This window comes from Xanthomonas sp. (assembly GCF_017163755.1).
Lineage (GTDB): Bacteria > Pseudomonadota > Gammaproteobacteria > Xanthomonadales > Xanthomonadaceae > Xanthomonas_A.
In genome coordinates this window covers 163,924-185,020 of sequence record NZ_JAFIWC010000004.1, presented here as the reverse complement: position 1 = coordinate 185,020, position 21,097 = coordinate 163,924, and the positions used below count along the sequence as shown (strand labels likewise).

The 21,097-nt window shown below is 68.6% G+C and carries 16 protein-coding genes; 7 read left to right on the top strand and 9 right to left on the bottom strand.

Annotated elements, in window-relative coordinates; translation table 11 throughout:
* Positions 1–478 precede the first annotated feature (478 nt).
* Positions 479–1,819 carry a serine hydrolase gene (locus tag JR065_RS04530; protein WP_206232489.1) on the bottom strand — a complete coding sequence of 447 codons (1,341 nt, stop codon included), beginning with the start codon at positions 1,817–1,819 and terminating at the stop codon, positions 479–481.
* A gap of 345 nt (positions 1,820–2,164) precedes the next feature.
* On the opposite strand from JR065_RS04530, the gene JR065_RS04525 reads away from it, so the two are divergent.
* Positions 2,165–3,055 carry a DMT family transporter gene (locus JR065_RS04525; protein ID WP_206232487.1) on the top strand — a complete coding sequence of 297 codons (891 nt, stop codon included), beginning with the start codon at positions 2,165–2,167 and terminating at the stop codon, positions 3,053–3,055.
* Between the two features lie 18 nt (positions 3,056–3,073).
* Here JR065_RS04525 and JR065_RS04520 read toward each other — a convergent pair whose 3' ends face one another.
* A complete protein-coding gene (locus tag JR065_RS04520) occupies positions 3,074–4,669 on the bottom strand; it encodes a choline dehydrogenase (RefSeq protein WP_206232546.1) in 1,596 nt (531 codons plus the stop codon).
* A 203-nt stretch (positions 4,670–4,872) separates the two neighbouring features.
* Here JR065_RS04520 and JR065_RS04515 point away from each other — a divergent pair, with 203 nt between their 5' ends.
* Together JR065_RS04515 and JR065_RS04510 are read left to right on the top strand one after the other, a co-directional pair.
* Positions 4,873–6,240, top strand: coding sequence for an NTP/NDP exchange transporter (locus JR065_RS04515; RefSeq protein WP_206232486.1), 1,368 nt, complete (start codon positions 4,873–4,875; stop codon positions 6,238–6,240).
* Positions 6,241–6,322: 82 nt separating this feature from the next.
* Entirely contained in the window at positions 6,323–6,676 is a 354-nt protein-coding gene (locus tag JR065_RS04510) for a DUF1304 domain-containing protein (RefSeq protein ID WP_206232545.1), read from the top strand.
* Positions 6,677–6,700: 24 nt separating this feature from the next.
* On the opposite strand, the gene JR065_RS04505 is transcribed toward JR065_RS04510, so the two are convergent.
* From JR065_RS04505 to JR065_RS04495, 3 genes are all read right to left on the bottom strand, one after another.
* Positions 6,701–7,177 carry a hotdog fold domain-containing protein gene (locus tag JR065_RS04505; protein ID WP_206232484.1) on the bottom strand — a complete coding sequence of 159 codons (477 nt, stop codon included), beginning with the start codon at positions 7,175–7,177 and terminating at the stop codon, positions 6,701–6,703.
* 74 nt (positions 7,178–7,251) lie between these two features.
* Complete coding sequence (locus JR065_RS04500; protein WP_206232482.1) at positions 7,252–9,732, bottom strand: acyl-CoA dehydrogenase; 2,481 nt, start codon at positions 9,730–9,732, stop codon at positions 7,252–7,254.
* Positions 9,729–10,649 (bottom strand): alpha/beta fold hydrolase, encoded by a 921-nt coding sequence (locus JR065_RS04495; protein WP_206232480.1) that lies wholly within the window; start codon positions 10,647–10,649, stop codon positions 9,729–9,731. The genes JR065_RS04500 and JR065_RS04495 overlap by 4 nt, the downstream gene beginning before the upstream one ends.
* A 139-nt stretch (positions 10,650–10,788) precedes the next feature.
* On the opposite strand from JR065_RS04495, the gene JR065_RS04490 reads away from it, so the two are divergent.
* Positions 10,789–11,400, top strand: coding sequence for a TetR/AcrR family transcriptional regulator (locus JR065_RS04490; RefSeq protein WP_206232479.1), 612 nt, complete (start codon positions 10,789–10,791; stop codon positions 11,398–11,400).
* A 292-nt stretch (positions 11,401–11,692) separates the two neighbouring features.
* Here the strand turns inward: JR065_RS04490 and JR065_RS04485 are convergent, their stop codons facing one another.
* The 3 genes from JR065_RS04485 to JR065_RS04475 all read right to left on the bottom strand — a co-directional run bounded on the left by JR065_RS04485 (position 11,693) and on the right by JR065_RS04475 (position 16,733).
* Positions 11,693–14,626 (bottom strand): TonB-dependent receptor domain-containing protein, encoded by a 2,934-nt coding sequence (locus JR065_RS04485; RefSeq protein ID WP_206232477.1) that lies wholly within the window; start codon positions 14,624–14,626, stop codon positions 11,693–11,695.
* A gap of 238 nt (positions 14,627–14,864) precedes the next feature.
* Entirely contained in the window at positions 14,865–15,728 is an 864-nt protein-coding gene (locus tag JR065_RS04480; RefSeq protein ID WP_206232475.1) for a hypothetical protein, read from the bottom strand.
* Between the two features lie 114 nt (positions 15,729–15,842).
* Positions 15,843–16,733: an Hsp33 family molecular chaperone HslO gene (locus JR065_RS04475; RefSeq protein WP_206232473.1), complete on the bottom strand. Its 891-nt coding sequence runs from the start codon at positions 16,731–16,733 to the stop codon at positions 15,843–15,845.
* An 81-nt stretch (positions 16,734–16,814) separates the two neighbouring features.
* On the opposite strand from JR065_RS04475, the gene mtgA reads away from it, so the two are divergent.
* The 3 genes from mtgA to JR065_RS04460 are packed head-to-tail and all read left to right on the top strand — an operon-like array spanning position 16,815 to position 19,023.
* Positions 16,815–17,570: a monofunctional biosynthetic peptidoglycan transglycosylase gene (gene mtgA, locus JR065_RS04470; protein ID WP_206232543.1), complete on the top strand. Its 756-nt coding sequence runs from the start codon at positions 16,815–16,817 to the stop codon at positions 17,568–17,570.
* A gap of 36 nt (positions 17,571–17,606) precedes the next feature.
* Complete coding sequence (locus tag JR065_RS04465) at positions 17,607–18,635, top strand: glycosyltransferase family 2 protein (RefSeq protein ID WP_206232471.1); 1,029 nt, start codon at positions 17,607–17,609, stop codon at positions 18,633–18,635.
* Positions 18,595–19,023, top strand: a complete 429-nt coding sequence (locus JR065_RS04460) for a CBS domain-containing protein (protein ID WP_206232469.1) — start codon at positions 18,595–18,597, stop codon at positions 19,021–19,023. Before JR065_RS04465 ends, JR065_RS04460 begins: the two co-directional genes overlap by 41 nt.
* Positions 19,024–19,119: 96 nt before the next feature.
* Here the strand turns inward: JR065_RS04460 and JR065_RS04455 are convergent, their stop codons facing one another.
* The gene (locus JR065_RS04455; RefSeq protein WP_206232467.1) at positions 19,120–21,093 is read right to left on the bottom strand and encodes an AsmA family protein; all 1,974 of its coding nucleotides are present in this window, start codon (positions 21,091–21,093) and stop codon (positions 19,120–19,122) included.
* Positions 21,094–21,097 lie beyond the last annotated feature (4 nt).

Below are 21,097 nucleotides of genomic sequence, written 5' to 3'. Positions count from 1 at the left end.
TCGCGCCGCGCCGGACCCGGGCGAGGCAGGGCGCAGCGCACGCCGCGCCGCCCGCATCGACACGTTTGCCTGAGCATGGTGCCGGCTCCAGACGGCGGCGGGCGCCGCGTCGTCGTGCCGCGGATCTGCCGAGCCGGACCGGGCGAGCGCAGACTGCAGTGCATGCCGCTATGCGCGCACGATACGTCGTGTGTCTGAGCAAGATGGTGCCGGCTCCGGACGGCGGCGCTGCCGCGTCGTCGTGCCGCGATCTGCTCAGGACCGAAACCTCGCCGTACGCCGTTCGCGATTCGGGTTGCCGACGCACCGGTATCACTCCGCTCCCGTGGTGGTGGAACGGCGTCGATGCCGCCGCGCGATCGCCCGGCCCGGATTGGCGCCGCCCGTGCCGGCGGCAACTTCCGGAACGACGCCGGCCCAGACAGCACGAAGGCGGCTCGCGCCGCCTTCGTGATTCCGTGGCGTGCCGGTTGGCGTATCAGCGCGGCGAGGCGACCGACTTGGACGACGAGGCGCCCTTCTTGTCGTTCGGGTCCGGACGTTCGGCCATCAGGTTGTCGCTGCCGAAGTCGGTGTCCACGTCCAGCCAGCGCTGCGCCGGCAGGCCGATCGCGCGGTCGAGGATGGTCGGCAGCAGTCCCGACGGCAGGCCGCTCTCGCCGTTCCACAGGATCGCCACGCCAAGGTCGCGTTCGGGCATCAGCGCGACCAGGCCGCGGTAGCCCTGCACCGCGCCGGCATGGAACACCACCTGGTGGCCGGAGTAGTCGAACACGCGCCAGCCCAGCGCATAGCTGGCCGAGTTGACCCGTTCGCGGCGCCAGCCCGAGCGCATTTCGCCGGGCGTGGAGATCAGCGGCGCGTGCAGCGTGGCCAGCAGCGGCGCCGGCAGCACGTCGGGACGATGGCCGGTCTGCGCGATCAGCCACTGCGCCATGTCGCTGATGCTGGCGTTGACGCCGGCGGCCGGCGCCAGGCGGTAATAGGTGGGCTTGGGCGTCAGCGACACCCAGCCGTTGCGGCTGCGCACGTGCGGACGCGCCCAGCGCGGGCTGGCCTGGATGCCGGCCAGGCCCATGCTGGCGTCGTTCATGCCCAGCGGTTTGAAGATGCGGCGCTCCACCGACTGCTCGTAGAAACTGCCGGACGCGGCGAACACCACGTCGCCGATCAGGCTGAAGGCGACGTTCTGGTAGGCGTAGCACTCGCCCGGCGCGCACTTCAGCGGCGCGTAGGCCAGCTTGTGACTGAGCGTGTAGTAGTCGGCGTTGGACTCGACGTCGCGGTCGTAGGCGTTGTAGGTGAGGCCGACGCGGTGGCTGAGCAGGTCGGCGACGTTCAACTGGCGCGTGGCGACCGGGTCGCTGAGCTGGAAGCCGGGCACGTAGTCGGTGACCTTGCTGTCCCAGCGCAGCGTGCCGTCGTTGACCAGCAGCCCGGCCATGGTGCCGGCGAAGGCCTTGGACAGCGACGCCAGGCGGAACACGGTGTGCGCATCGACCGGCTGCGGATTGTTGACGTCGGTGACGCCGTAGCCGCGTGCGCTGATCACGCGGCCGTTCTGCACGATCGCCACCGCCATGCCCGGTACGCGTTCGCCGTAGGTGAGCTGCTCGGCCATCGCCTCGAAGCTGGCGGCATCGAAGTCCTTGGCCAGCGGCAGCACCCGGCTCTCGGGCAGCGCGGCGCGATAGGGCAGCGGCTGGGTCGGGGAGGTGTAGCGCGTGGCCTCGGTGTACAGCGGCTCGGCCGGTGTCGGCGTCTGCGCGGTGGAGGACATCGCGAGGGGCAAAAGCGCCCCGAGCAACCCGGTTGCCACCGGTCGTAGGATCCGGTGCCTGCTGTTCTGTGTCATCGCGCGTGATGCCTGTGAGGTGCTGCCGAAACCGATTCTAGCGCCGCTTTTCGCCATTGCACAAACCGGGAGAAGATGAATGGGCATCGCCTTGATCCTGCTGGTGATTTGCCGTGCCAGGACAGCCGCTTCCGCGGCCCTGCCGAGGCCCGCCGCCACGAGCTTGGCGGTGCGGGAAGCCATGCAATCCGCATGCCGCGGCATGTGCCGGCATGGCGGCACATGCGCTGCCGCCGGCCGGCTGCGGTTAAGCCAGCCGCGACCAAAGCCGCAGTGACCGGGCCTGGCGCGCAGGCGATGATGGCCGCCATGACCGCAATGCGCTCGACCACGCAGGCAGGAACCCACGGCACGACCGGCCTGCTGCTAGGCTGGGCGTTCGTGCTGGTCTGGTGCACCGGCTACATCGCCGGCAAGTGGGTGGTCGCCGAGGCCGCGCCGTTCACCGCCCTGCTGTGGCGCTTCGGGCTGGCCGCGCTGTGCTTCGCGCTGGCGGCCGGCCCGGCGCGGCTGGCGGCGGTCGACCGCACGGCGTTGCGGCACAGCGTCGTGGTCGGGGTACTGATGCTGGCGATGCAGTTCGGCGGCGTCTACGGCGCCTTCGCGCTGGGCGCCAGCTCCGGCGTCGCCGCGCTGGTGATCGGCGCGATGCCGTTGCTGGTCGCCTGGGCCAGTCCGTGGTCGGGCGGCGAGCGTCTGCGGCTGCCGCAGTGGGGCGGGATGGCGCTGGGCTTCGCCGGGGTGGCCACGGTCGCCGCCGACCGCATCGACGGCGCCACGCCGTGGTCGGGCTGGCTGGCGCTGCTGGTGGGCCTGCTCGGGATCAGCGCCGGCACCCTGTACCAGAAGCGCCACGCCTCGCATATCGACCTGCGCGTGGGCCTGGCGATCCAGAACGCCGCCGCGGCGCTGGCGTTGCTGCCGCTGGCGGCGATGGAGGGCTTCCGCTTCCATGCCGGCAGCGCGTTCGTCGGCGCGATGGCCTGGCTGGTGCTGGTCAATTCGGTCGGCGGCTTCGCGTTGTTGTTCCTGCTGATCCGCCGCGGCGCGGCGACGCGGGTGGCCGCGCTGTTCTTCCTGATGCCGCCGGTGACCGCGGTGTTCGGGCACCTGCTGCTCGGCGAGCATCTGACCGCGCTGAAGCTGTGCGGTTTCGCGCTGGCGGCGCTGGGCATCTGGCTGGCGGGACGCACGCGCTGAGGCGCGCGCGGCGAAGCCTCATTCGCGCAGCGGCGCGCGTCCGCGGATCAGGTCGGCGGCGCGTTCGGCGATCATCATCGTCGGCCCGTTGGTGTTGCCGCTGACCAGCCCCGGCATCACCGAGGCATCGATCACCCGCAACCCGGACAGCCCGCGCAGGCGCAGCTGCGGATCGACCACCGCGTGCGCGTCGCTGCCCATGCGGCAGGTGCCGATCGGGTGGTAGATGGTCTCGGCCTTGGCGCGGATGAAGGCGATCAGCCCGGCCTCGTCCAGGTCGTCGCGCGCGGGGAAGATCGGCGCGCCGCGGTAGGCATCGAACGCCGGCTGCTGCAGGATGCGCCGCGACAGGCGCGCGCACTCGACCAGCATCTTCAGGTCGAAGCCGTCGGCATCGCTGAGGTAGCGCGGCTGGATCCGCGCCGGCGTGCGCGGGTCGGCGCCGTCGAGCGATACCCGGCCGCGGCTGCGCGGCTGCAGGTGGCAGGCGTGCAGGGTGAAGCCGTCGCCGGGTAGCCGGTTGCGGCCGTGGTCGTCGAGCATCGCCGGCACGAAATGCAGCTGGATGTCGGCGCGCGCGTCCGGCGCCAGCGGCGAGCGGACGAAGCCCCCGGCCTCGGCGATGTTGCTGCTGCCGGCGCCGCGGTGCCCGCGCAGGAAATAGTCGAAGGCGATCTTCGCCTGGTTGCTGCGGTCGTAGCTCAGTCCGGGGCGGGTGCGGTACAGCGTGCAGACATCCAGGTGGTCCTGCAGGTTGGCGCCGACCTGCGGCTGGTCCAGCCGCACCGCGATGCCGTGCCGCCGCAGCTCGTCGGCCGGACCGATGCCCGACAGCATCAGCAACTGCGGCGAGTTCACCGCGCCGGCGCTGAGCAGCACCTCGCGCTCGGCGCGCGCCTGCAGCTCGCGGCCGCGCAACGCGTAGGCCACGCCGGCCACGCGCCCGCCCTCGACCAGCAGCCGCAGCACCAGCGCGCCGGTGACCACCTGCAGGTTGGCGCGCGCGCGCGCGGGCGCCAGGTAGGCGGTGGCCGCCGAACAGCGCGCGCCGTCCTTCTGGGTGACCTGGTACAGCCCCACGCCCTGGTGCTGCGGGCCGTTGAAGTCGGCGTTGTGGGCCAGGCCCGCCTGCTGCCCGGCCTCGATGAACACCTCTGACAGGGGATTGTGGTGGCGCAGGTCGCTGACATGCAGCGGCCCGTCGCCGCCGTGCAGCGCGTCGCCGCCGCGGCTGTTGCGCTCGCTGCGCTTGAAGTAGGGCAGCACGTCGCGCCACGCCCAGCCGTCAGCGCCGGCCGCGGCCCAGTCGTCGTAGTCGGCCGGCACGCCGCGCACGTAGCACATCGCGTTGATCGAACTGGAGCCGCCCAGCACCTTGCCGCGCGGCCACCACAGCCGGCGCTGGTTCAACTGCGGCTCCGGGGCGGTGGCGTAGTTCCAGTTGATCCTGCGGTTGTTCGCCAGCCGCGCCAGCCCGGCCGGCATGTGGATGAACGGGTTGCGGTCGCGCGGCCCGGCCTCGATCAGCAACACCTTGCAGTGGCGGTCTTCGCTGAGCCGGTGGGCCAGCACGCAGCCGGCCGACCCCGCGCCGATGATGATGTAGTCGTACACCCGTTGCCCCTTGTTCCGGTGCGCCGACGCTAGCCATGGGGGATAGAGCATATGCTCGGCGCCGCTCCGCGGTGCAACGGGGCAGGCCGGGCGAGGCGCGGCCGCGCCGCGCTGGCGGTGTTGCAGTGCATCAGCTACCGTGCGCGTTTCGCGCCCCAGGAATTTCGGATGTCCCGCCGCCACACGCCGTTCCCATGTCGCCGATGAACGCCCGTCCGCCGCCCAGCGGCGCGCTGGCCCGGTTGCGCGGAGCCCTGCGCGAGTCGCCGCCGCTGGCCTGGGCGTTCCTGTATTTCTTCTCGCTGCTCAGCGGCTACTACGTGCTGCGCCCGGTCCGCGAGGCGATGGGCGCGTCCGCCGACGTGGCTGCGGTGTTCCCGCCGGGCATGATCGCCTTCTTCGCCGCGCACGGGATGCCGCTGAAGGACTTCACCCTGCAGGTGCTGTTCACCTGCACGTTCCTGATCATGCTGCTGCTGCAACCGGTCTACGGCGCGCTGGTCAGCCGCTATCCGCGGCGGGTGTTCCTGCCGGTGGTGTACGGCTTCTTCATCGCCACGCTGCTGCTGTTCTACGTGCTGTTCGACAGCGGCGTGCCGGGGCGCGGGATGGCGTTCTTCCTGTGGATCACCGTGTTCAACCTGTTCGCGGTGGCGGTGTTCTGGAGCTTCATGGCCGACGTCTTCAGCAATGCCGAAGCGCGCGCCTACTACGGCTACATCGGCGCGGCCGGCACCGTCGGCGCGTTCCTGGGGCCGGCGATCACCCGCGGCCTGGTGGAGCGGATCGGCATCGCCAACCTGATGCTGGTGTCGGCCGGGTTCCTGCTGGTGTGCGTGGTGTGCCTGCTGCGCCTGCGGCTGTGGGCGGTGGCGCGCGAACGGGCGCGCGGCATCGTCGGCGGCGAGGTGCCGATGGGCGGGGAGGTGCTGGCGGGACTGAAGCTGATCGTGCGCGAGCCCCTGCTGCGCTGGCTCGCGGTGATGGTGGTGTTCGGCGTGGGCGTGGGCACCCTGCTGTACAACGAGCAGGCCGCCATCGTGCGGCGGCTGTATGCCGACTCGGCATCCAGCACCGCGTACTACGCAGGCATCGACCTGGCGGTCAACGCGCTGACGCTGGTGCTGCAGTTGCTGGTCACGCGCACGCTGCTGTCGCGCTTCGGCATCGCGCCGGCGCTGCTCATCCCCGGCGGCGCGATCATCCTGGGCTATTGCGCGCTGGCGGCGTCGCCGCTGCCGATGATGGTGGCCATCGTGCAGGTGGTGACCCGTGCCAGCGAATTCTCGCTGGCCAAGCCGGCGCGCGAGACGATCTACACCCGGGTCGCGCGCGAATGGCGCTACAAGGCCGGCGCGGCGATCGATACGGTGATCTACCGCGGCGGCGACCTCAGCTTCGTCTGGCTGCACAAGCTGCTGTCGGCGTTCGGCTCGCAGGTGGTGTTCGGCGTCGGCCTGCTGGTGGCCTCGGGCATGACGCTGGGCGCCTGGCGCCTGCTGCGCGAGGCGGCGAAGCTGCCGGCCGAGCGCGCGCCCGACGCACCGCCGCCGGACGCACAACCGCGCTGATCCGCGCCGCGGCGGCGGCCATTTGGCCGCGCGCAGGCGAGGATCTATGCTGTGGCCTTCCTGGTCTGCCGGTGCGCGCGTGATGATCCTGATGGCCTCGGTTCTGGTGGGCATGGTCGCGCTGCTGCACCTGTATTTCCTGGTGCTGGAGATGTTCCTGTGGACCCGCCCGCTGGGCATGAAGGTATTCGGCAACACGCCGGAAAAGGCGCAGCTGACCCGCGTGCTGGCAGCCAACCAGGGGCTGTACAACGGCTTCCTCGCCGCAGGGCTGGCGTGGGGCCTGGCCGCGCAGCGCCTGGACGTGATGCTGTTCTTCCTCGGTTGCGTGGTGGTGGCCGGCCTGTACGGCGCGTGGAGCGTCAGCCGCAAAATCCTCTACGTGCAGGCGCTGCCGGCGGCGCTGGCGATTGCCGCACTGCTGCTGGCCAGGTAACGCGGCGCACGCGTCGCGGACCGGTCAGCCTCGCCCCGGCGTGCGCGGCGATACCCACATCGCGATGCGGGCGAAGAATACCGATTCGCCGCGCGCATCGCGGATGTCCACGCTGACCGGCAGTTCGTAGCCGCTGGGCGCCTCCAGCAGCGGGATGTCCGGGGTCGCCACCGCATGCAGGGTGCCGGTGGCCTTCTTGCGGTATTCCACGGTCATGCCCTTCGGGATCCAGCGCATGGCCGCCGGCAGGCTGGCATCGACCATGACCCCGCCGACCAGCTCGGCCAGGTTGCACAACGCGATCGCATGCACGGTGCCGAGGTGGTTGCTGACCCTGCGCCGGTGCGCGATGCGGCCTTCGCAGCGGCCCGGCTCCAGCCGGGTGATGCGCGGCGCGATGCTGGCGAAGTAGGGCGCCTTGAAACACACCGCGCGCGAGAACAGCCAGCCGCCGGCCGGCCAGCGTTGCATGCGCCGGTAAAGCGACAGCAATCGGCTCATCCGTCCTGCTCCCAATGAAGGACGGCGGGCCAAAGCCCGCCGTCGTGATCGTTCGTCCTGGCTCTCTACCGCCGTCAGGCGGCTTCGCGCGAGCGGCCGTCGTCGGCCGCTGCGCGGTCGTAGTGGCTGGCCGCGCGCAGTTCGTGCGTATCGAAATCGTCCACGCCGATGGTGTCCAGCGTGATCTCGCGCAGTTCCTCCAGCTGGCGGCGCTCGTCGGCCGACAGCACGCCTTCGCGCACCGCTTCGTCCAGCTGCGAGGCGAAGTCCAGCGCCTCGATGCCCTTGCTCTTGAGCGCCTTGATGAACTTGCGCTCGACCGGCTCGGCCAGCACCGCCTTGGTCAGGTAGCTGGCGATGCGCCCGCCGGGGTTGTTCTCGCACGGGGTCAGGAACACGCCCTGGCCAAGCCGGTCGCGCGCTTCGTTCGGCGCCATCAGCAGCGCGGCGACGCGGTGGCCCAGGCGGTCGCCCGGCGCTTCGGCGCGGCGGCCCCACGGGAAGATCAGCGCCCACATCAGCCAACCCACCGGACGCACCGGGAAGTTGCGCAGCGCCGCCGACAGCGCCAGTTCGATCTTGTGCACGCTGTCGTGGAACGCCCACGCCAGCAGCGGCTGGTCGGCGACCGGCGTGCCTTCGTCGTGGTAGCGCTTGAGCATCGCGCTGGTCAGGTAGATATGGCTCAGCACGTCGCCCAGGCGCCCGGACAGCGATTCCTTGAACTTCAGCTTGCCGCCGAGCATCAGCATCGACACGTCGGCCATCAGCGCCAGGTTCGCCGAGTAGCGGTCCAGCTTGCGGAAATAGCGCCTGGTGTAGGCGTCGCCCGGCGCGGCGCCGATGCGCGCGCCGGTCAGGCCGAACCAGAACGAACGCACCGCGTTGGAGATCGCAAAGCCGATATGCCCGAACAGGTTGCGGTCGAACTCGTCGACGCCGGCCTGGTGGTCCGGGTTGGCGGCGGCCTTCATCTCCTTCATCACCCACGGATGGCACAGGATCGCGCCCTGGCCGAAGATCAGCAGGCTGCGGGTCATGATGTTGGCGCCCTCGACGGTGATGCCGATCGGCGCCGCCTGCCATGCGCGGCCGGCGAAATTGCGCGGCCCCAGGATGATGCCCTTGCCGCCGACCACGTCCATCATGTCGCTGACGACCTCGCGGCCCATCGTGGTGCAGTGGTACTTGGCGATCGCCGACGGCACCGACGGCACGTCGCCGCGGTCCACCGCCGCGGCGGTGGCCTGCGACAGCGCACTGATTGCGTAGGCCTTGCCGCCGATGCGTGCCAGCGCTTCCTCCACGCCTTCGAAGCGGCCGACCGACAGGCCGAACTGCTTGCGGATGCGCGCATAGGCGCCGGTCACGACCGCGCCGAACTTGGCGCCGCCGCTGGCAGTGGAGGGCAGGGTGATCGAGCGGCCCACGGCCAGGCACTCGTTGAGCATGTTCCAGCCCTTGCCGACCATGTCCACGCCGCCGATCAGCTGGCTCAGCGGGATGAAGACTTCCTTGCCGTGGATCGGGCCGTTCTGGAACGGCGAGTTCAACGGGAAGTGGCGCCGGCCGATCTCGACCCCCGGGGTCTCGCGCGGCAGCAGCGCCAGGGTGATGCCGATGTCCTTGGTGTCGCCGATCAGCCCGTCCGGATCGTACATGCGGAACGCCAGCCCGATCAGCGTCGCCACCGGCGCCAGGGTGATGTAGCGCTTGTCGAAGGTCAGCTTGACGCCGAGCACGTTGGCGCCGTTCCACTCGCCCTTGCAGACGATGCCGTAGTCGGGGATCGAGGTCGCGTCGGAGCCGGCGAACGGGCCGGTCAGGCCGAAGCAGGGCACCTCCTGTCCGACTGCCAGGCGCGGCAGGTAGTAGTCCTTCTGCTCCTGGCTGCCGTAGTGCAGCAGCAGCTCGCCCGGGCCCAGCGAGTTGGGCACGCCGACGGTGGAGCTGACCACGCTCGACACCGAGGCGATCTTCTGGATCACCTTGTGGTGGGCCAGCGCCGAGAAGCCCAGGCCGCCGTATTCCTTCGGAATGATCATGCCGAAGAACCTGTGCTTCTTGACGAAGCTCCACAGTTCCGGCGGCAGGTCGGCATGGACGTGGGTGATCTCCCAGTCGTTGGTCATCCGGCACAGCTCTTCCACCGGTCCGTCGAGGAACGCCTGTTCCTCCGGCGTCAGCTGCGGCTTGGGCTGGTCGAGCAGCTGGTTCCAGTCCGGGTCGCCGGTGAACAGTTGGCCTTCGAACCCGACCGAGCCGGTCTCCAGCGCGATGCGCTCGGTCTGCGACAGCGGCGGCAGCACCTTGCGGAACACCGTGAGCATCGGCGCGGTCAACAGCGGCTTGCGCACGAACGGCAGCAGCAGCGGCACCGAGACCAGCGCCAGCAGCACCGCGGCGACGATCGTGGCGGCGGGATTGGCGCCCAGCAGCCAGCACGCCACCAGCAAGGTGGCGCTCAGCGCGGCCCAGACCGCGAGCCGCATGCGGTGATAGGCAGCGAAACCGCCCGCCAGTAACAACACAAGGAAGGGTGCGACGATGCTCATGGACTTGCTCCGGGGACGTGCTCGGTGACGGCGGACGGTGCGCCGGCGTGCGCCGGTGGCAGTGCGTCCAGATAGTGCAACACAGTGGCGGTAAATGCGCCGTTGTCGTCGCCGGCCAGCATATGCGTGGCATCGGGCAGATGCGCGTGCTGCGCATGCGGCACCAGCGACAGGAACTCGGATATCGTCTGCGGCGTGACCAGGTCGCTGCGCCCGCCGCTGATCAGCAGCAGCGGGCAGCGCACGTTGCGCGCGGCCTGGGCGATGGCGTCCTGGTGCTGTTCGCTGTCGCGCGCCAGCTCCTCGACCAGGCGCGGATCCCAGTGCCAGTACCAGCGCCGGTCGTCGTGCTGGCGCAGCACGCTGCGCAAGGCATCGGCGGATTTGCGCGAGCGCTGCGGCAGATAGGCGGCGATGGCGTCGCCGGCGGCGTCCAGCGAAGCGAACCCGTGCGGGTGCGCGGTCATGAAGGCGAGGATGCGCTCCACCCCGGCCGGCTGCCAGCGCGGAGTGATGTCCACCAGCACCATCGCGCGGAACAAACCGGGCCAACGCGATTCGGCCATCAGCCCGAACAGCCCGCCCATCGACGCGGCCACCAGCACCGGCGCCTGCGCCATCTCGCCGGCGATCACGATCAGGTCGTCGGTGAACTGCTCGCCGCGATAGGGAACGGCAGCCGGATTGCGCTGCGAATCGCCGTGCCCGCGCGCGTCGTAGGCCACGCTGCGATAGCCGCTGCGGTTCAGCGCGGCCGCGGTCGCCGACCAAGCATGGCGGGTCTGGCCGAAGCCGTGTGCGAACAGCACGCTGCCGGCATCGCCCTGCGGCAACGTGGTGGCCGCCAGGCGCAGGTCGTCGGCAACGGTCAGCGGCGCGGTCGACACGGCAGGGGCGGAGGTGGCTGAAATGACCATACGAGATGGTATGGATAAGCCGACCGCCTTGTCAATACGATAGGGTATGGTTTGCCAAACCCTTCGCCGACAGGCATTTGCGCGCGGTTCATGGCGTGCACATACTGCAACCGACTGCGGCGTATGGTTAAATCGTCGGATGAACGACGCCTCCGCTCCCTCTTCCGACGATGCCGCCGCTCCGAGTGGCGGCCGCAACAACCGACTCAGCGCCGAGGATTGGGCGCAGGCCGCTTTGGACCTGATCGCCGAACAGGGCGTCAGCGCCGTCGCGGTGGAGCCTTTGGCCAGGCGTCTTGGCGTGACCAAGGGCAGCTTCTACTGGCATTTCCCCTCGCGCGATGCCTTGCTGCAGGCCGCGCTGGAACGCTGGGAGGTGGTGGAACAGCAACAGGTGTTCGGCAGCCTGGAAGAAGTCCCCGACCCGCGCACGCGCCTGCGCGCGCTGTTCCAACTGGTCGCGCACGAGGTCAAGCCGCACATCATCTACAGCGAGTTGCTCAAGGCGCTGGATCACCCGGCGGTGCGCCCGGTGATCGACCGCGTCTCGCAGCGCCGCATGGACTACCTGATCGCCTCGTTCCGCCAGGCCGGCCTGAGCCGCACCGACGCCCAGCACCGCGCGCGCCTGGCCTATGCGGCCTACGTCGGCTTCCTGCAGCTGTCGCTGCAGCTGCACCAGCCCAAGCAGGCCCGCGAGGAATTCGAGGCCTACGTCGAGCACGTGATCGTGACGTTGATTCCGGGTTGAGAGCGAAGGCGGGCACGCAAGCGGGGCTCTGCTTGGTTGTGTAAGTCCCGGAGCGTAAGTCTCGTGGTCGACTGCACCTCCTGCATCGGTTCACTCTTCGTAAAGTGGTTACGGGTGACTAGTTCCGAGCGCAGATGAAGAGGGGGCGAACTGCGAATAGCCACGTCTTCAGCTGACGGTCTTTTGAACAACCGCTCGCAGCAATTCTCGATCGATGCGTCGAAGCCAGTTTTAAAAAACAACGGCCCCTTTCGGGGCCGTTGTGGTGACGCCATCGCGAATTTCTACGCGATCAGAAGCGCTGCTGGTACTTCATGTAGATGAAACGACCGATGTCATAACCGCCGTAGTACGAGTAGCCGGAGTTCGGCTGCGCGTATGCAGGAGCGGAGTAATGCTCGAACACATTGTTCGCGCCCACCGCGACGGTCGCATTCCACGGCGTGTTGTAGCTGACCTGCACGTCATGGAAGGTGTTCGAACCGATCTTGTTGACGGGGTAGGTGGCGCCTGCGTACTCCGGCGCGCTGAAGTCCGGAGTGCTGCAACGTTCGTCGAAGAAGCACTGCTCCTTCGTGCTGGAGTAGTAACGCGTGCTCCAGCTGACGGCCCAGTCATTCATCTGCCAGGTCAAGGTCAGGTTCGAGCGGACACGGAAGTAGCCGCCATAGCCGTTCTGCTGGCTCGGCGGGTTGTCCGAGTTGTCCTGCTTCAGCTCGTTCTTGACCACATAGGTGCTCAACCACGCGGCGTTGAAGTTGCCCCAAGGAGTATCAAAGCGGTAGTTCAGGTCGAAGTCGTAGCCTTCGGTTTCCTGATAACCGGCATTGCGCAAGCCAAAGGACAGCTCCGTGACGTTGCCCGCGGCGTTGCGGGTGAAGCCGGTGCAGCGCGATTCGATGCCACGCAGATAGCAGTCTTCGAGCAGCGTGGTCGGGTCGTCGGACACGATCGTGTTCTCGATGCGGACATGCCACCAGTCAAGCGACGCGTTCAGACCGCTGATGAATTCCGGGCTCCATACCAGACCCAGGGTCTTGGAGGTGGAGGTTTCCGGGGTCAGCGTCGGCGTGGAGCCGGAAATGAACGGCACATTCGACTGCTCACCAGGACCCGGGGCCACGGTGGTGCCCGAAGCGTTGAGCTGGCGGAAACCGGCCGGCACGTCGGCCAAGCAGCGCGGATTGCCGCCAGCCGTACCGAACGAGGTGTCGCACGGATCGGTGTAGTTCTCAAAGCTCTGAGACAGGCCACCATACAGATCGGCGATGGTCGGGGCACGGAAGCCTTCCGCCCAGGTGCCGCGGACCAGCAGCGAGTCGATCGGCTTCCACTTGAAGCCGAACTTGCTGTTGACGGTGTTGCCGAAGTTGTCGTAGTCCGAATAGCGGCTGGCGAGCGACAGGCTCAGTTCCTGAGCGAACGGCATGTCCGCGAGCAGCGGTACCTGGAACTCGGCATAGACTTCGTCCAGGCTGTACTTGCCTCGGGTCGGGCCCGCAGCCAGATCGGTGGAGATGCCGGTTTGCGCCATCGCGTCGGGAGAGAAGCTACCGCTTTCCTCGCGGTGTTCGAGACCGACCGCAACACCCAGGTCACCGGCAGGCAGGCTGACGATGGTGCCGGAGATGTTGGCGAAGAAGTTCTTCGTTTCGGTCTTCGAAACGGCCTGGCCATCCTGATACAGGAAGCCCTGCACGTTCGGATCTGCCAAGCCGTTGGCGCCGTTGTAGCCGTACGGGACCAGCGGGTTCCACGGGGTGCAGTTGCCGGCCGAGGTGCCCAGCGGGATCGGGCTGGCTGCCGTACCGCACTGCGCCACACCTTCGGCATTGATGAAGGACGGACCGGTGGCCAATCCGACCGCATAGGTGTTCAGGTTGCCGGTGCTGACCTGGACCCCCTTGTTCTGGTTGTACAGATAGCCCGCGTCCCAATCCCAGAACTTGTCGGCGCCGAACTCGAAGGTGCCGCTGAATGTGCCGGTGAAGCGGTACGTGGTGACGCTGTTATGCACTTCGCGCGGAACTTCCCAGCCACGACGCACGTACTGAACTGCCTGCGGAGCGACGCCCGGAGGAAGGGTACCCGCTGCCTGGTTGCCCAGCGGATTGAAGACGCTGTCTTCCGACAGGCCGCCTGCGGAAAGCTCGAAATTCGCGCTATTGAACGGATAGCCTGCATTCTGCGCAAACGACTCGCGGTCGGTGTACAGGACGCTGGTGTCGAACCGAACGTTGTCGGTGAAATTGAACGTACCGTTCAAGAATGCCGACTTGCGCTCGATGCCGCTATAGACAGTGGAGGCGAGCGCAGGGTTGGATACGTCCGTGCCGTTCAGCGGGCGGTAGCTGCTGAAATCGGCCGGATTCAAGCCGGCGACATCGCGACGCAGCGTACGGGTTGCGAAGATGGGGTCGCCATCGTCGTCCACGGTGCCGGTGTCGTAGCTGAAACGGCCGAACTGCGTGGTGCCGGACAGGCCGCCCGGACGCGGATCGGACTTTTCACCGGTGGGGAAACGGTCGCGGCTGAACCAGCGGTCCCGCGCCCACACCGGATCTTCCTTGGTGTATTCGACGCCCGCGGTCAGCGAGCCGCGCTCGCCGGTGGTTCCGATGATGAAATCGTAGACCTGGCGCTGGCCGTCGCCCTGGCCCCACTGGCCAATATAGGCATTGGCTTCGGCGCCATCGAAATTCTTGCGGGTGATGATGTTGATTACGCCGGCAATGGCGTCGGAACCGTAGATGGTGGACGCGCCATCCTTCAACACTTCAATGCGCTCGACCGAGACGGCTGGGATCGAGGAAACGTCCTGCAAGCCGCCGTTGGTAGCGCCAAGGCGCTTGCCGTCGACCAGGATCAGAGTGCGGTTGGCACCGAGATTGCGCAGGTCGATGTAGTAGCCACCGACGTTCTCACCCGACGCCAGAGGCGAGGTACGGCTAATGGCTGGAGAGCCTGCGGTCGGAATGTTCTGCAGGATGTCCGCTACGGACTTGAAACCCTGCTTCTCGATCTGGTCACGGCTGATCAGCAGCACAGGCTGCGCGGTTTCCGTATCCACTTGGCGGATACGCGAACCGGTGACTTCGATGCGATCCAGGTTGGTGGCGCTTCCACTGCCGGCATCCTGCGCAAACGCAACGCCGGTGGTGCCGCTGGCGCCCACGACAAGCGCGAGCACAACTGCATCGCGCAGTTTGTTGGTCTTGCAATTCATTAGCTCTCTCTCCGAATGAGATCTGGGTTTGACCCATGGTGTGCCTGCCGGTGGAGTCGAAAGCGCGACGCCAAAACCTTCAGGGTGACCCGATGGTATCCCGCCTTGAGCAAGAATTAAAGTAGCGTTAACAAATTGATGGAATCGGGTGAAGGTCAATTCCTGGATACCTCGCATTCAGCACAAAAAAAGCGCCCAGCGGGCGCTTTTTTCTAAGGAGACATGGGGCCAGAGGGGCTCAGAGATCCTGCTCGTACCTTACATACGGCACCGTACCCTCGTCGGTGCTGACGTTGTTCGGCGCGAACGGGTTCTTGCCGCGGGTGATCACGTTCTCGGCGCCGACCGTCAGCTGGCCGCTCCACGGGGTGCGCCAGGTCAGGCCCAGGCCCACACCCTCCCACTTGCCGGGCTGGCCAGGGACGTCGACGACGCGGCCGATCACGTTGGCGCTGAACGAGCCGTAGCCGCCACCCAGGGTCAGGCTCTTGCTGTCCCACTGGTCGACCAGCGCCGGCGAGGCGTCGGAAATCGGGACCAGGCGCGCGCGGGCGTAGGTGCCGCCGATCGACACGAAGCCCTCGCGGCCGATGTTCTGCTGCGCGAACACGGTCAGGTCGTTCTGCTCCATGCGCAGCGACGGGGTCTTGTTGGCGCCGGCCAGCCATGCCGGCAGGTTGTCGCGGCCGGTACCGGCCGACAGCGACAGCCGCCCGCCGGGACGGTTGAAGGTGGTGGTCGCGGCCAGGCGCTGGCCGGTGTCGTTGTCGTCGTCGCCGAGGCTGGCGAGCATGCAGTGGCTGGCCAGCCCGCTGATGCTGCTGCCACTGGCGCTGCTGCACAGCAGGCCAAGCGAGTCGCCGGACGACAGGCCGAACGCGGCGTCCAGCGAATTGCGCCCGAAATGCCAGCGCGCGCCGACCGCCTGTTCGCCGGTCGGTTCCAGATAGAGCAGGGCTTCGACCTTGCCGCTGCCCTTGTTCCAGACCGGCAGGACAGTGCTGTCGCGATTGCCGGCCGACGGCTTGCTTTGCGCATGCGCGCCCGTGCTCGCCGCGAGGGCGATCAACAGGGCAACGGTCAGGCGCAATAGCGGTCGCATCAGGGGTCTCAGACTCTGGCGGGAACGCAAAGTTCCCGCCGGGCGGGGTGAATGATGCTAGAGGATTTATGTTTCTTTAACAAGTTCGCCTCCCCAGACGCTTCGCCCTTTCCACTATTGCAAGCGCTCCGGCGGGGGCGGTTCAGCCGGCGTTACAGCGAACAATACGCCGAATTCCGTCAAGGGGAAGTCATAACGGCGTCCGCAGAACTCGCAGCGGATCTCGACCTGGCCGGTGGCCTCGGCGGCGGCCCGCGCTTCCTCCTCGCCCAGCGAGCGCAGCATCGCCGCCACGCGCTCGCGCGAGCAGGAACAGCCGAAGCGCAAAGGCTTGCGCCCGAGCACTTCCGGGGCTTCCTCGTGGAACAGCCGGTGCAGCAGGATGTCGGCCGGCAGCGACAGCAGTTCGTCTTCGGCCACGGTCTCGAACAGCGCGCCGGCGCGGTTCCAGCCGTCCTGGTCGCCGGCGTCGCCGGGCAGCTTCTGCAGCAGCAAACCGGCCGCCCGTGCGCCGTCGGCGGCCAGCACCAGCCGCGTCGGCAGCTGTTCGGACTGGCGGAAGTAGTCCTCGAACGCCTCGCCCAGCTCCGCCGCCGACAGCGCCACCAGGCTCTGGTAGCGCTGCGGCTCGCGCGGGTCCAGCCCCGGGTTCTCGATGGTGATGGCCATCAGCGCCTGCTCGCCGAGTTCGCGCAGGTCGCGCGGCGCGTCGTGGCCGTCGACCAGTTGCGCGATGCCGCGCAAGGTGCCGGCGGCGGTGCATTCGGCGAACAGCGTGCGCAGCGCACCCTGGCTGCGCAGCTGCACCGACAGGCGGCCGTCGACCTTGGTGTGGCCGGTGAACAGCGCCGCGGCGACGCAGGCCTCGCCGAGCAGTTCGGTGGCCGCGACGGGATAGCTGGCGCGGCTGAGGATCTCGCGCCACGCCTGGCCGAGCTCGACATGCACCCCGCGCACGCCGGCCGCCGGCAGCAGGAAACGGGTCAACTGGTCGTTGGCGCTCATCGCGGGCTCGCTGCGCATGGGAAGATGGCGGCAGAAGGATAGCGGGTCATCATGGTGAAGAAAGTCGAAGAACGCATAGCAATGGGGGCGCGGGCGGACGTTGCAAGTGGCGCGCCGCCGGCGCGGCCGCGATCGCGGTGGCGGCGCTGGGGCCGCTGGCTGCTGGCCGCGCCGCTGTTGTTCGCCGCGGCGAGCGTATTGCAGGTGGCGGTGCTGCGCTTCGTCGATCCGCCGTTCTCGGCGATGATGGCCGAGCGCCAGCTGCGCGCGTGGGGCCAGGGCGAATGGTCGTTCCGCATCGCCTACGACTGGCGCGACGCGCAGCAGATCGCCCCCAGCCTGCCGATCTCGCTGGTCGCCGCCGAGGACCAGCGCTTCCCGCTGCACCACGGGTTCGACCTGGACGCGATCGAGAAGGCGCGCGACCACAACGCGCGCGGCGGGCGCCTGCGCGGGGCCAGCACGATCAGCCAGCAGGTCGCCAAGAACCTGTTCCTGTGGCAGGGCCGCAGCTGGATCCGCAAGGGCCTGGAAGCCTGGTACACGGTGTTGATCGAGGCGCTGTGGTCCAAGCAGCGGATCCTGGAGGTCTATGCCAACGTCGCCGAGTTCGGCGACGGCGTGTACGGCGCGCAGGCGGCGGCGCGCCGCTTCTGGGGCAAGGACGCGGCGCGGCTGAGCCCGGCCGAGAGCGCGCGCCTGGCCGCGGTGCTGCCGGCGCCGCAGCGCTACAGCGCGGCGCGGCCGGGGCCGTACGTGCAGCGCCGCGCGAACTGGATCCAGCGCCAGGCGCGGCAGCTGGGCGGGCCCGGCTATCTGCACGCGCCGGCGCGCTAGCTGGTGAACGCCGGACCGGCTCCGTACCATCGGCCGATGGAACCCGAGCGCCTGACCGTCGTCGTCACCGCCTTCAACGAGGCGCAGACCCTGCCGTTGCTGCATCCGCGGATCCGCGCCGCGATGGACGGGCTGGACGGGATCGAGGGGCGGGTGCTGTACGTGGACGACGGCAGCCGCGATGCGACCTGGGAGGTGATGCGCGCGCTCGCCGCGCAGGACGAGCGCGTCGGCGTGCTGCGGCTGTCGCGCAATTTCGGCAAGGAATCGGCGCTGACCGCCGGGCTGGATTTCGTCGAGCACGGCGCGGCGATGATCCTGGACGCCGACGGACAGGATCCGCCGGAGCTGATCCCGCAGTTCGTCGCGCGCTGGCGCGCCGGTTTCGACGACATCTACGGCACGCGCGTGGCGCGCGAAGGCGAGAGCTGGCTCAAGCGCAGCACCGCCTCGTTGTTCTACCGGGTGATCGGGCGGCTGTCCAAGACGCCGATCCCGGCCGATACCGGCGATTTCCGCCTGCTGTCGCCGCGCGCGTTGGGCGCGTTGAAGCAGCTGCGCGAACGCCACCGCTTCATGAAGGGCCTGTTCGGCTGGGTCGGTTTCCGCCAGGCCGCGCTGCCGTACCGGCGCGCGCCGCGGCTGGCCGGGCGCAGCAAGTTCAGCCTGTGGCGGTTGTGGAATTTCGCGCTGGAAGGCATCACCAGTTTCTCCACCGCGCCGCTGCGCGTGGCCACCTATCTGGGCCTGCTGACGGCACTGTGCGCGTTCGTGTTCGGCACCTGGGTGGTGGTCAAGGCCGCGCTGTGGGGCGATGCGGTTGCCGGCTGGCCGACGATGATGGCGGTGATCCTGTTCCTCGGCGGGGTGCAGCTGATGGCGCTGGGCCTGATCGGCGAGTACCTGGGCCGGCTGTACGAGGAGTCCAAGCAGCGCCCGTTGTACCTGGTAGACAGCTGGCACGCGCCGGCGTCGGCGGGAGGAGTATCCTCGGGCCTACGAACCAGCGAACCGGGAGGCAGTGATGCGTACGGTGAGACAGCTGTTGGGCGAGAAAGGGCGTGACGTGCATACGGTGCCGCCCGACGCGGCGGTGGTGGACGCGCTGCGGCTGATGGCCGACAAGGGCATCGGCGCGGTGCTGGTGATGGACGACGAGCGGCTGGTCGGCATCCTGTCCGAGCGCGACTACGCGCGCAAGGTGGTGCTGCAGGACCGCTCGTCGGCGACCACGCCGGTGCGCGACATCATGAGCGCGAAGGTGTTCACGGTGGACCCGTCGCAGACCGTGCAGCAGTGCATGGAGCTGATGACCGGCCAGCGCATCCGCCACCTGCCGGTGGTGCAGTCCGGCGCGGTGGTCGGGGTGATCTCGATCGGCGACCTGGTCAAGGCGGTGATCGAGGAGCAGCAGCAGGAACTGGATCAGCTGCAGCGCTACATCACGAGTTGACGGGGCCGGGACTGGGGACTCGGGACCCGGAAAAGCAAGGGCGCGACATGGGCTTTTGATTTTCCGGGTCCCGAGTCCCCGGTCCCGAGTCCCGGCTCATTTCGCGTATTTGCCGCCGCAGTCGCTGTCTTCGCCGGGGCCGGTTTCCAGGGTCGCCAGCAATGCCGCCGGCGGCGCGATGGCGCCCAGCGCCAGCGCCAGCGCGCCACGTGCGCCGAGCGCCTTGAAATCGGGACGGAACGAAGGATCCTTGAAACTGCCGCCGACGCGTAGCGGCGAACGCAGCGACAGGATGCTGCGGTCCTTCGGCCGCGGCCTGAGCAGCAGGTCCAGCTGCTCCTGCTTCAGATCGATGGTGCCGCTGCCGATGATCAGCGTATCGGTGCTGTCGAACGCCAGTGCGCGCGAGTTCATCACCCCGTCCCGGACCCCGAAATCGCCGAATGCGCAGCGCACCGGGATCTCGCGATCCTTGGTGATCAGGTATTTCAACGACTCGGCGATATCCAGGCCGGCCAGTTCCATGATCAGGTTGCCGACGTGGCCCTTGCCCATGCCGATGGCGATGTTGCCGTCGGCGGTGCCGAGCATCTGCGCGATCGAGTTGCCGGTGCCGGCGATGGCGATCTCGCCGCCGATCGCGCCGGACGCCTGGTTGGCCAGCTGGGAATCCGGGAACAGGCGGCCCAGCTGCATGCCGCGCACCGAGATCTTGGCGCGCGTGGCGATGGTCGGCGCGCGCGCGTCCATGCGGATGTCCGAGCGGATGTCGCCGCCGGCGACGCCGAAGTTCAACGGTTGCAACTGCACCACGCCGTCGTTGAGCTTCAGGTGCGCGTCCATGTCGTCCAGCGGCAGCTTCTGCGCGTTGATGCGCTTGGCCTTCCAGCGCACGTCCGCATCCATCGAGCGCAGCTTGCTCAGGTTGTAGGGCGTGTTCGGCAACACCTTGTCGCTGGCCGCCAGCTTCTGCGCCTGGGCCTTCTGCTCGGCGTTGGCGGTCTCGTTGCTGCCGGTGCGCGGCGGCGCGCCGACGAAGCCGGCCAGGTCGTCGAAGTCCAGGCGCTGCGAATACAGGTCGGCGCGCAGGAACGGACGCTGCCCGCCGACATCCACCTGCACGGTGCCGGACAGGTCGCTGTCGCCGGCGCGGCCGGTGAACTTCTCGTAGCGCCAGATCTCGCCGTTGCGCTTGAGCCGGCCGTCGAGCTGGTAGGGCGGCGTGGACGGCATGGCGATGCCCAACAGCGGATAGAGGTCTTCCATGTCCGCGCCGGACAGGGCCATCTGCAGGTCGAACACGCGCAGCTGGAACGGATTGGTCAGGGTGCCGCGCATGTGCGCGCGGGTCGCGCCGGCGCTGCCGCGCAGGTCGATGCGGAACGGGTGGTCGCTGTCGCTCAGTTCCAGCGGCGAGGCGGTGCTGCCCTTGAGCGTGAACGGATTGCCGCGCCAGCGGCCCTTGCCGGCCACTTCGATCGGCGGCGCGGCATCGCCGCGGGTGCGCCGCGAGGTCAGGCTGTCGACGCTGACGTCGATATCGGTGCGGCCGGGGGCGTCGGTGAACTTCAGCCTGCCGCGCTCCACCAGCAGGCGCCCGAGCGCCGGTGCGCTGCCGCCGTCGTTGCTGCCGAAGCTCCAGTTGCCGGGCTGGCCGTCGGGGCCGGTTTCCAGCAACAGGTTCGGCTGGGTGAGGCGGATTTCGGGAATGCGCACGTTGCCGCGCAGCAGCGGCCATACCGCGAGGTCGATTTCCGCGCGCTGCGCGGTGGCCATCTGCGGCTGCTTGGCCCACGGTGCGTTGGCGAAGCTCAGGCCATCGCCGCGGATGGTGGTGATGCGTCCCAGGTCCACGTCCAGGTTGCCGGCGATGTGGAACTCGCGTCCGGTCCTGGCCTGCACCGCGCGCTCCACCGGGCCCTTGAACCAGTTCCAGTCGAACAGCAGGATGACGATCAGCAGGATCAGGACCAGCGCGCCGAGCACCAACGGCCAGCGGCGCAGGCGGCCGTCGGCGCGGCGCCAGGGCCAGGAGCGTCGGGTGGGTGGCGTTTTGGGATCGTGATCCATGCCG

Excerpts from the sequence above, each read along its gene's own strand:
- JR065_RS04455 (WP_206232467.1), bottom strand. The coding sequence starts at position 21,093 with ATGGATCACGATCCCAAAACGCCACCCACCCGACGCTCCTGGCCCTGG.
- JR065_RS04525 (WP_206232487.1), top strand. The coding sequence starts at position 2,165 with ATGACCGCAATGCGCTCGACCACGCAGGCAGGAACCCACGGCACGACC.
- JR065_RS04510 (WP_206232545.1), top strand. The coding sequence starts at position 6,323 with ATGATCCTGATGGCCTCGGTTCTGGTGGGCATGGTCGCGCTGCTGCAC.
- JR065_RS04465 (WP_206232471.1), top strand. The coding sequence starts at position 17,607 with ATGGAACCCGAGCGCCTGACCGTCGTCGTCACCGCCTTCAACGAGGCG.
- JR065_RS04495 (WP_206232480.1), bottom strand. The coding sequence starts at position 10,649 with ATGGTCATTTCAGCCACCTCCGCCCCTGCCGTGTCGACCGCGCCGCTG.
- JR065_RS04480 (WP_206232475.1), bottom strand. The coding sequence starts at position 15,728 with ATGCGACCGCTATTGCGCCTGACCGTTGCCCTGTTGATCGCCCTCGCG.
- JR065_RS04460 (WP_206232469.1), top strand. The coding sequence starts at position 18,595 with ATGCGTACGGTGAGACAGCTGTTGGGCGAGAAAGGGCGTGACGTGCAT.
- mtgA (WP_206232543.1), top strand. The coding sequence starts at position 16,815 with ATGGGGGCGCGGGCGGACGTTGCAAGTGGCGCGCCGCCGGCGCGGCCG.
- JR065_RS04505 (WP_206232484.1), bottom strand. The coding sequence starts at position 7,177 with ATGAGCCGATTGCTGTCGCTTTACCGGCGCATGCAACGCTGGCCGGCC.
- JR065_RS04485 (WP_206232477.1), bottom strand. The coding sequence starts at position 14,626 with ATGAATTGCAAGACCAACAAACTGCGCGATGCAGTTGTGCTCGCGCTT.
- JR065_RS04515 (WP_206232486.1), top strand. The coding sequence starts at position 4,873 with ATGAACGCCCGTCCGCCGCCCAGCGGCGCGCTGGCCCGGTTGCGCGGA.
- JR065_RS04490 (WP_206232479.1), top strand. The coding sequence starts at position 10,789 with ATGAACGACGCCTCCGCTCCCTCTTCCGACGATGCCGCCGCTCCGAGT.
- JR065_RS04475 (WP_206232473.1), bottom strand. The coding sequence starts at position 16,733 with ATGAGCGCCAACGACCAGTTGACCCGTTTCCTGCTGCCGGCGGCCGGC.
- JR065_RS04500 (WP_206232482.1), bottom strand. The coding sequence starts at position 9,732 with ATGAGCATCGTCGCACCCTTCCTTGTGTTGTTACTGGCGGGCGGTTTC.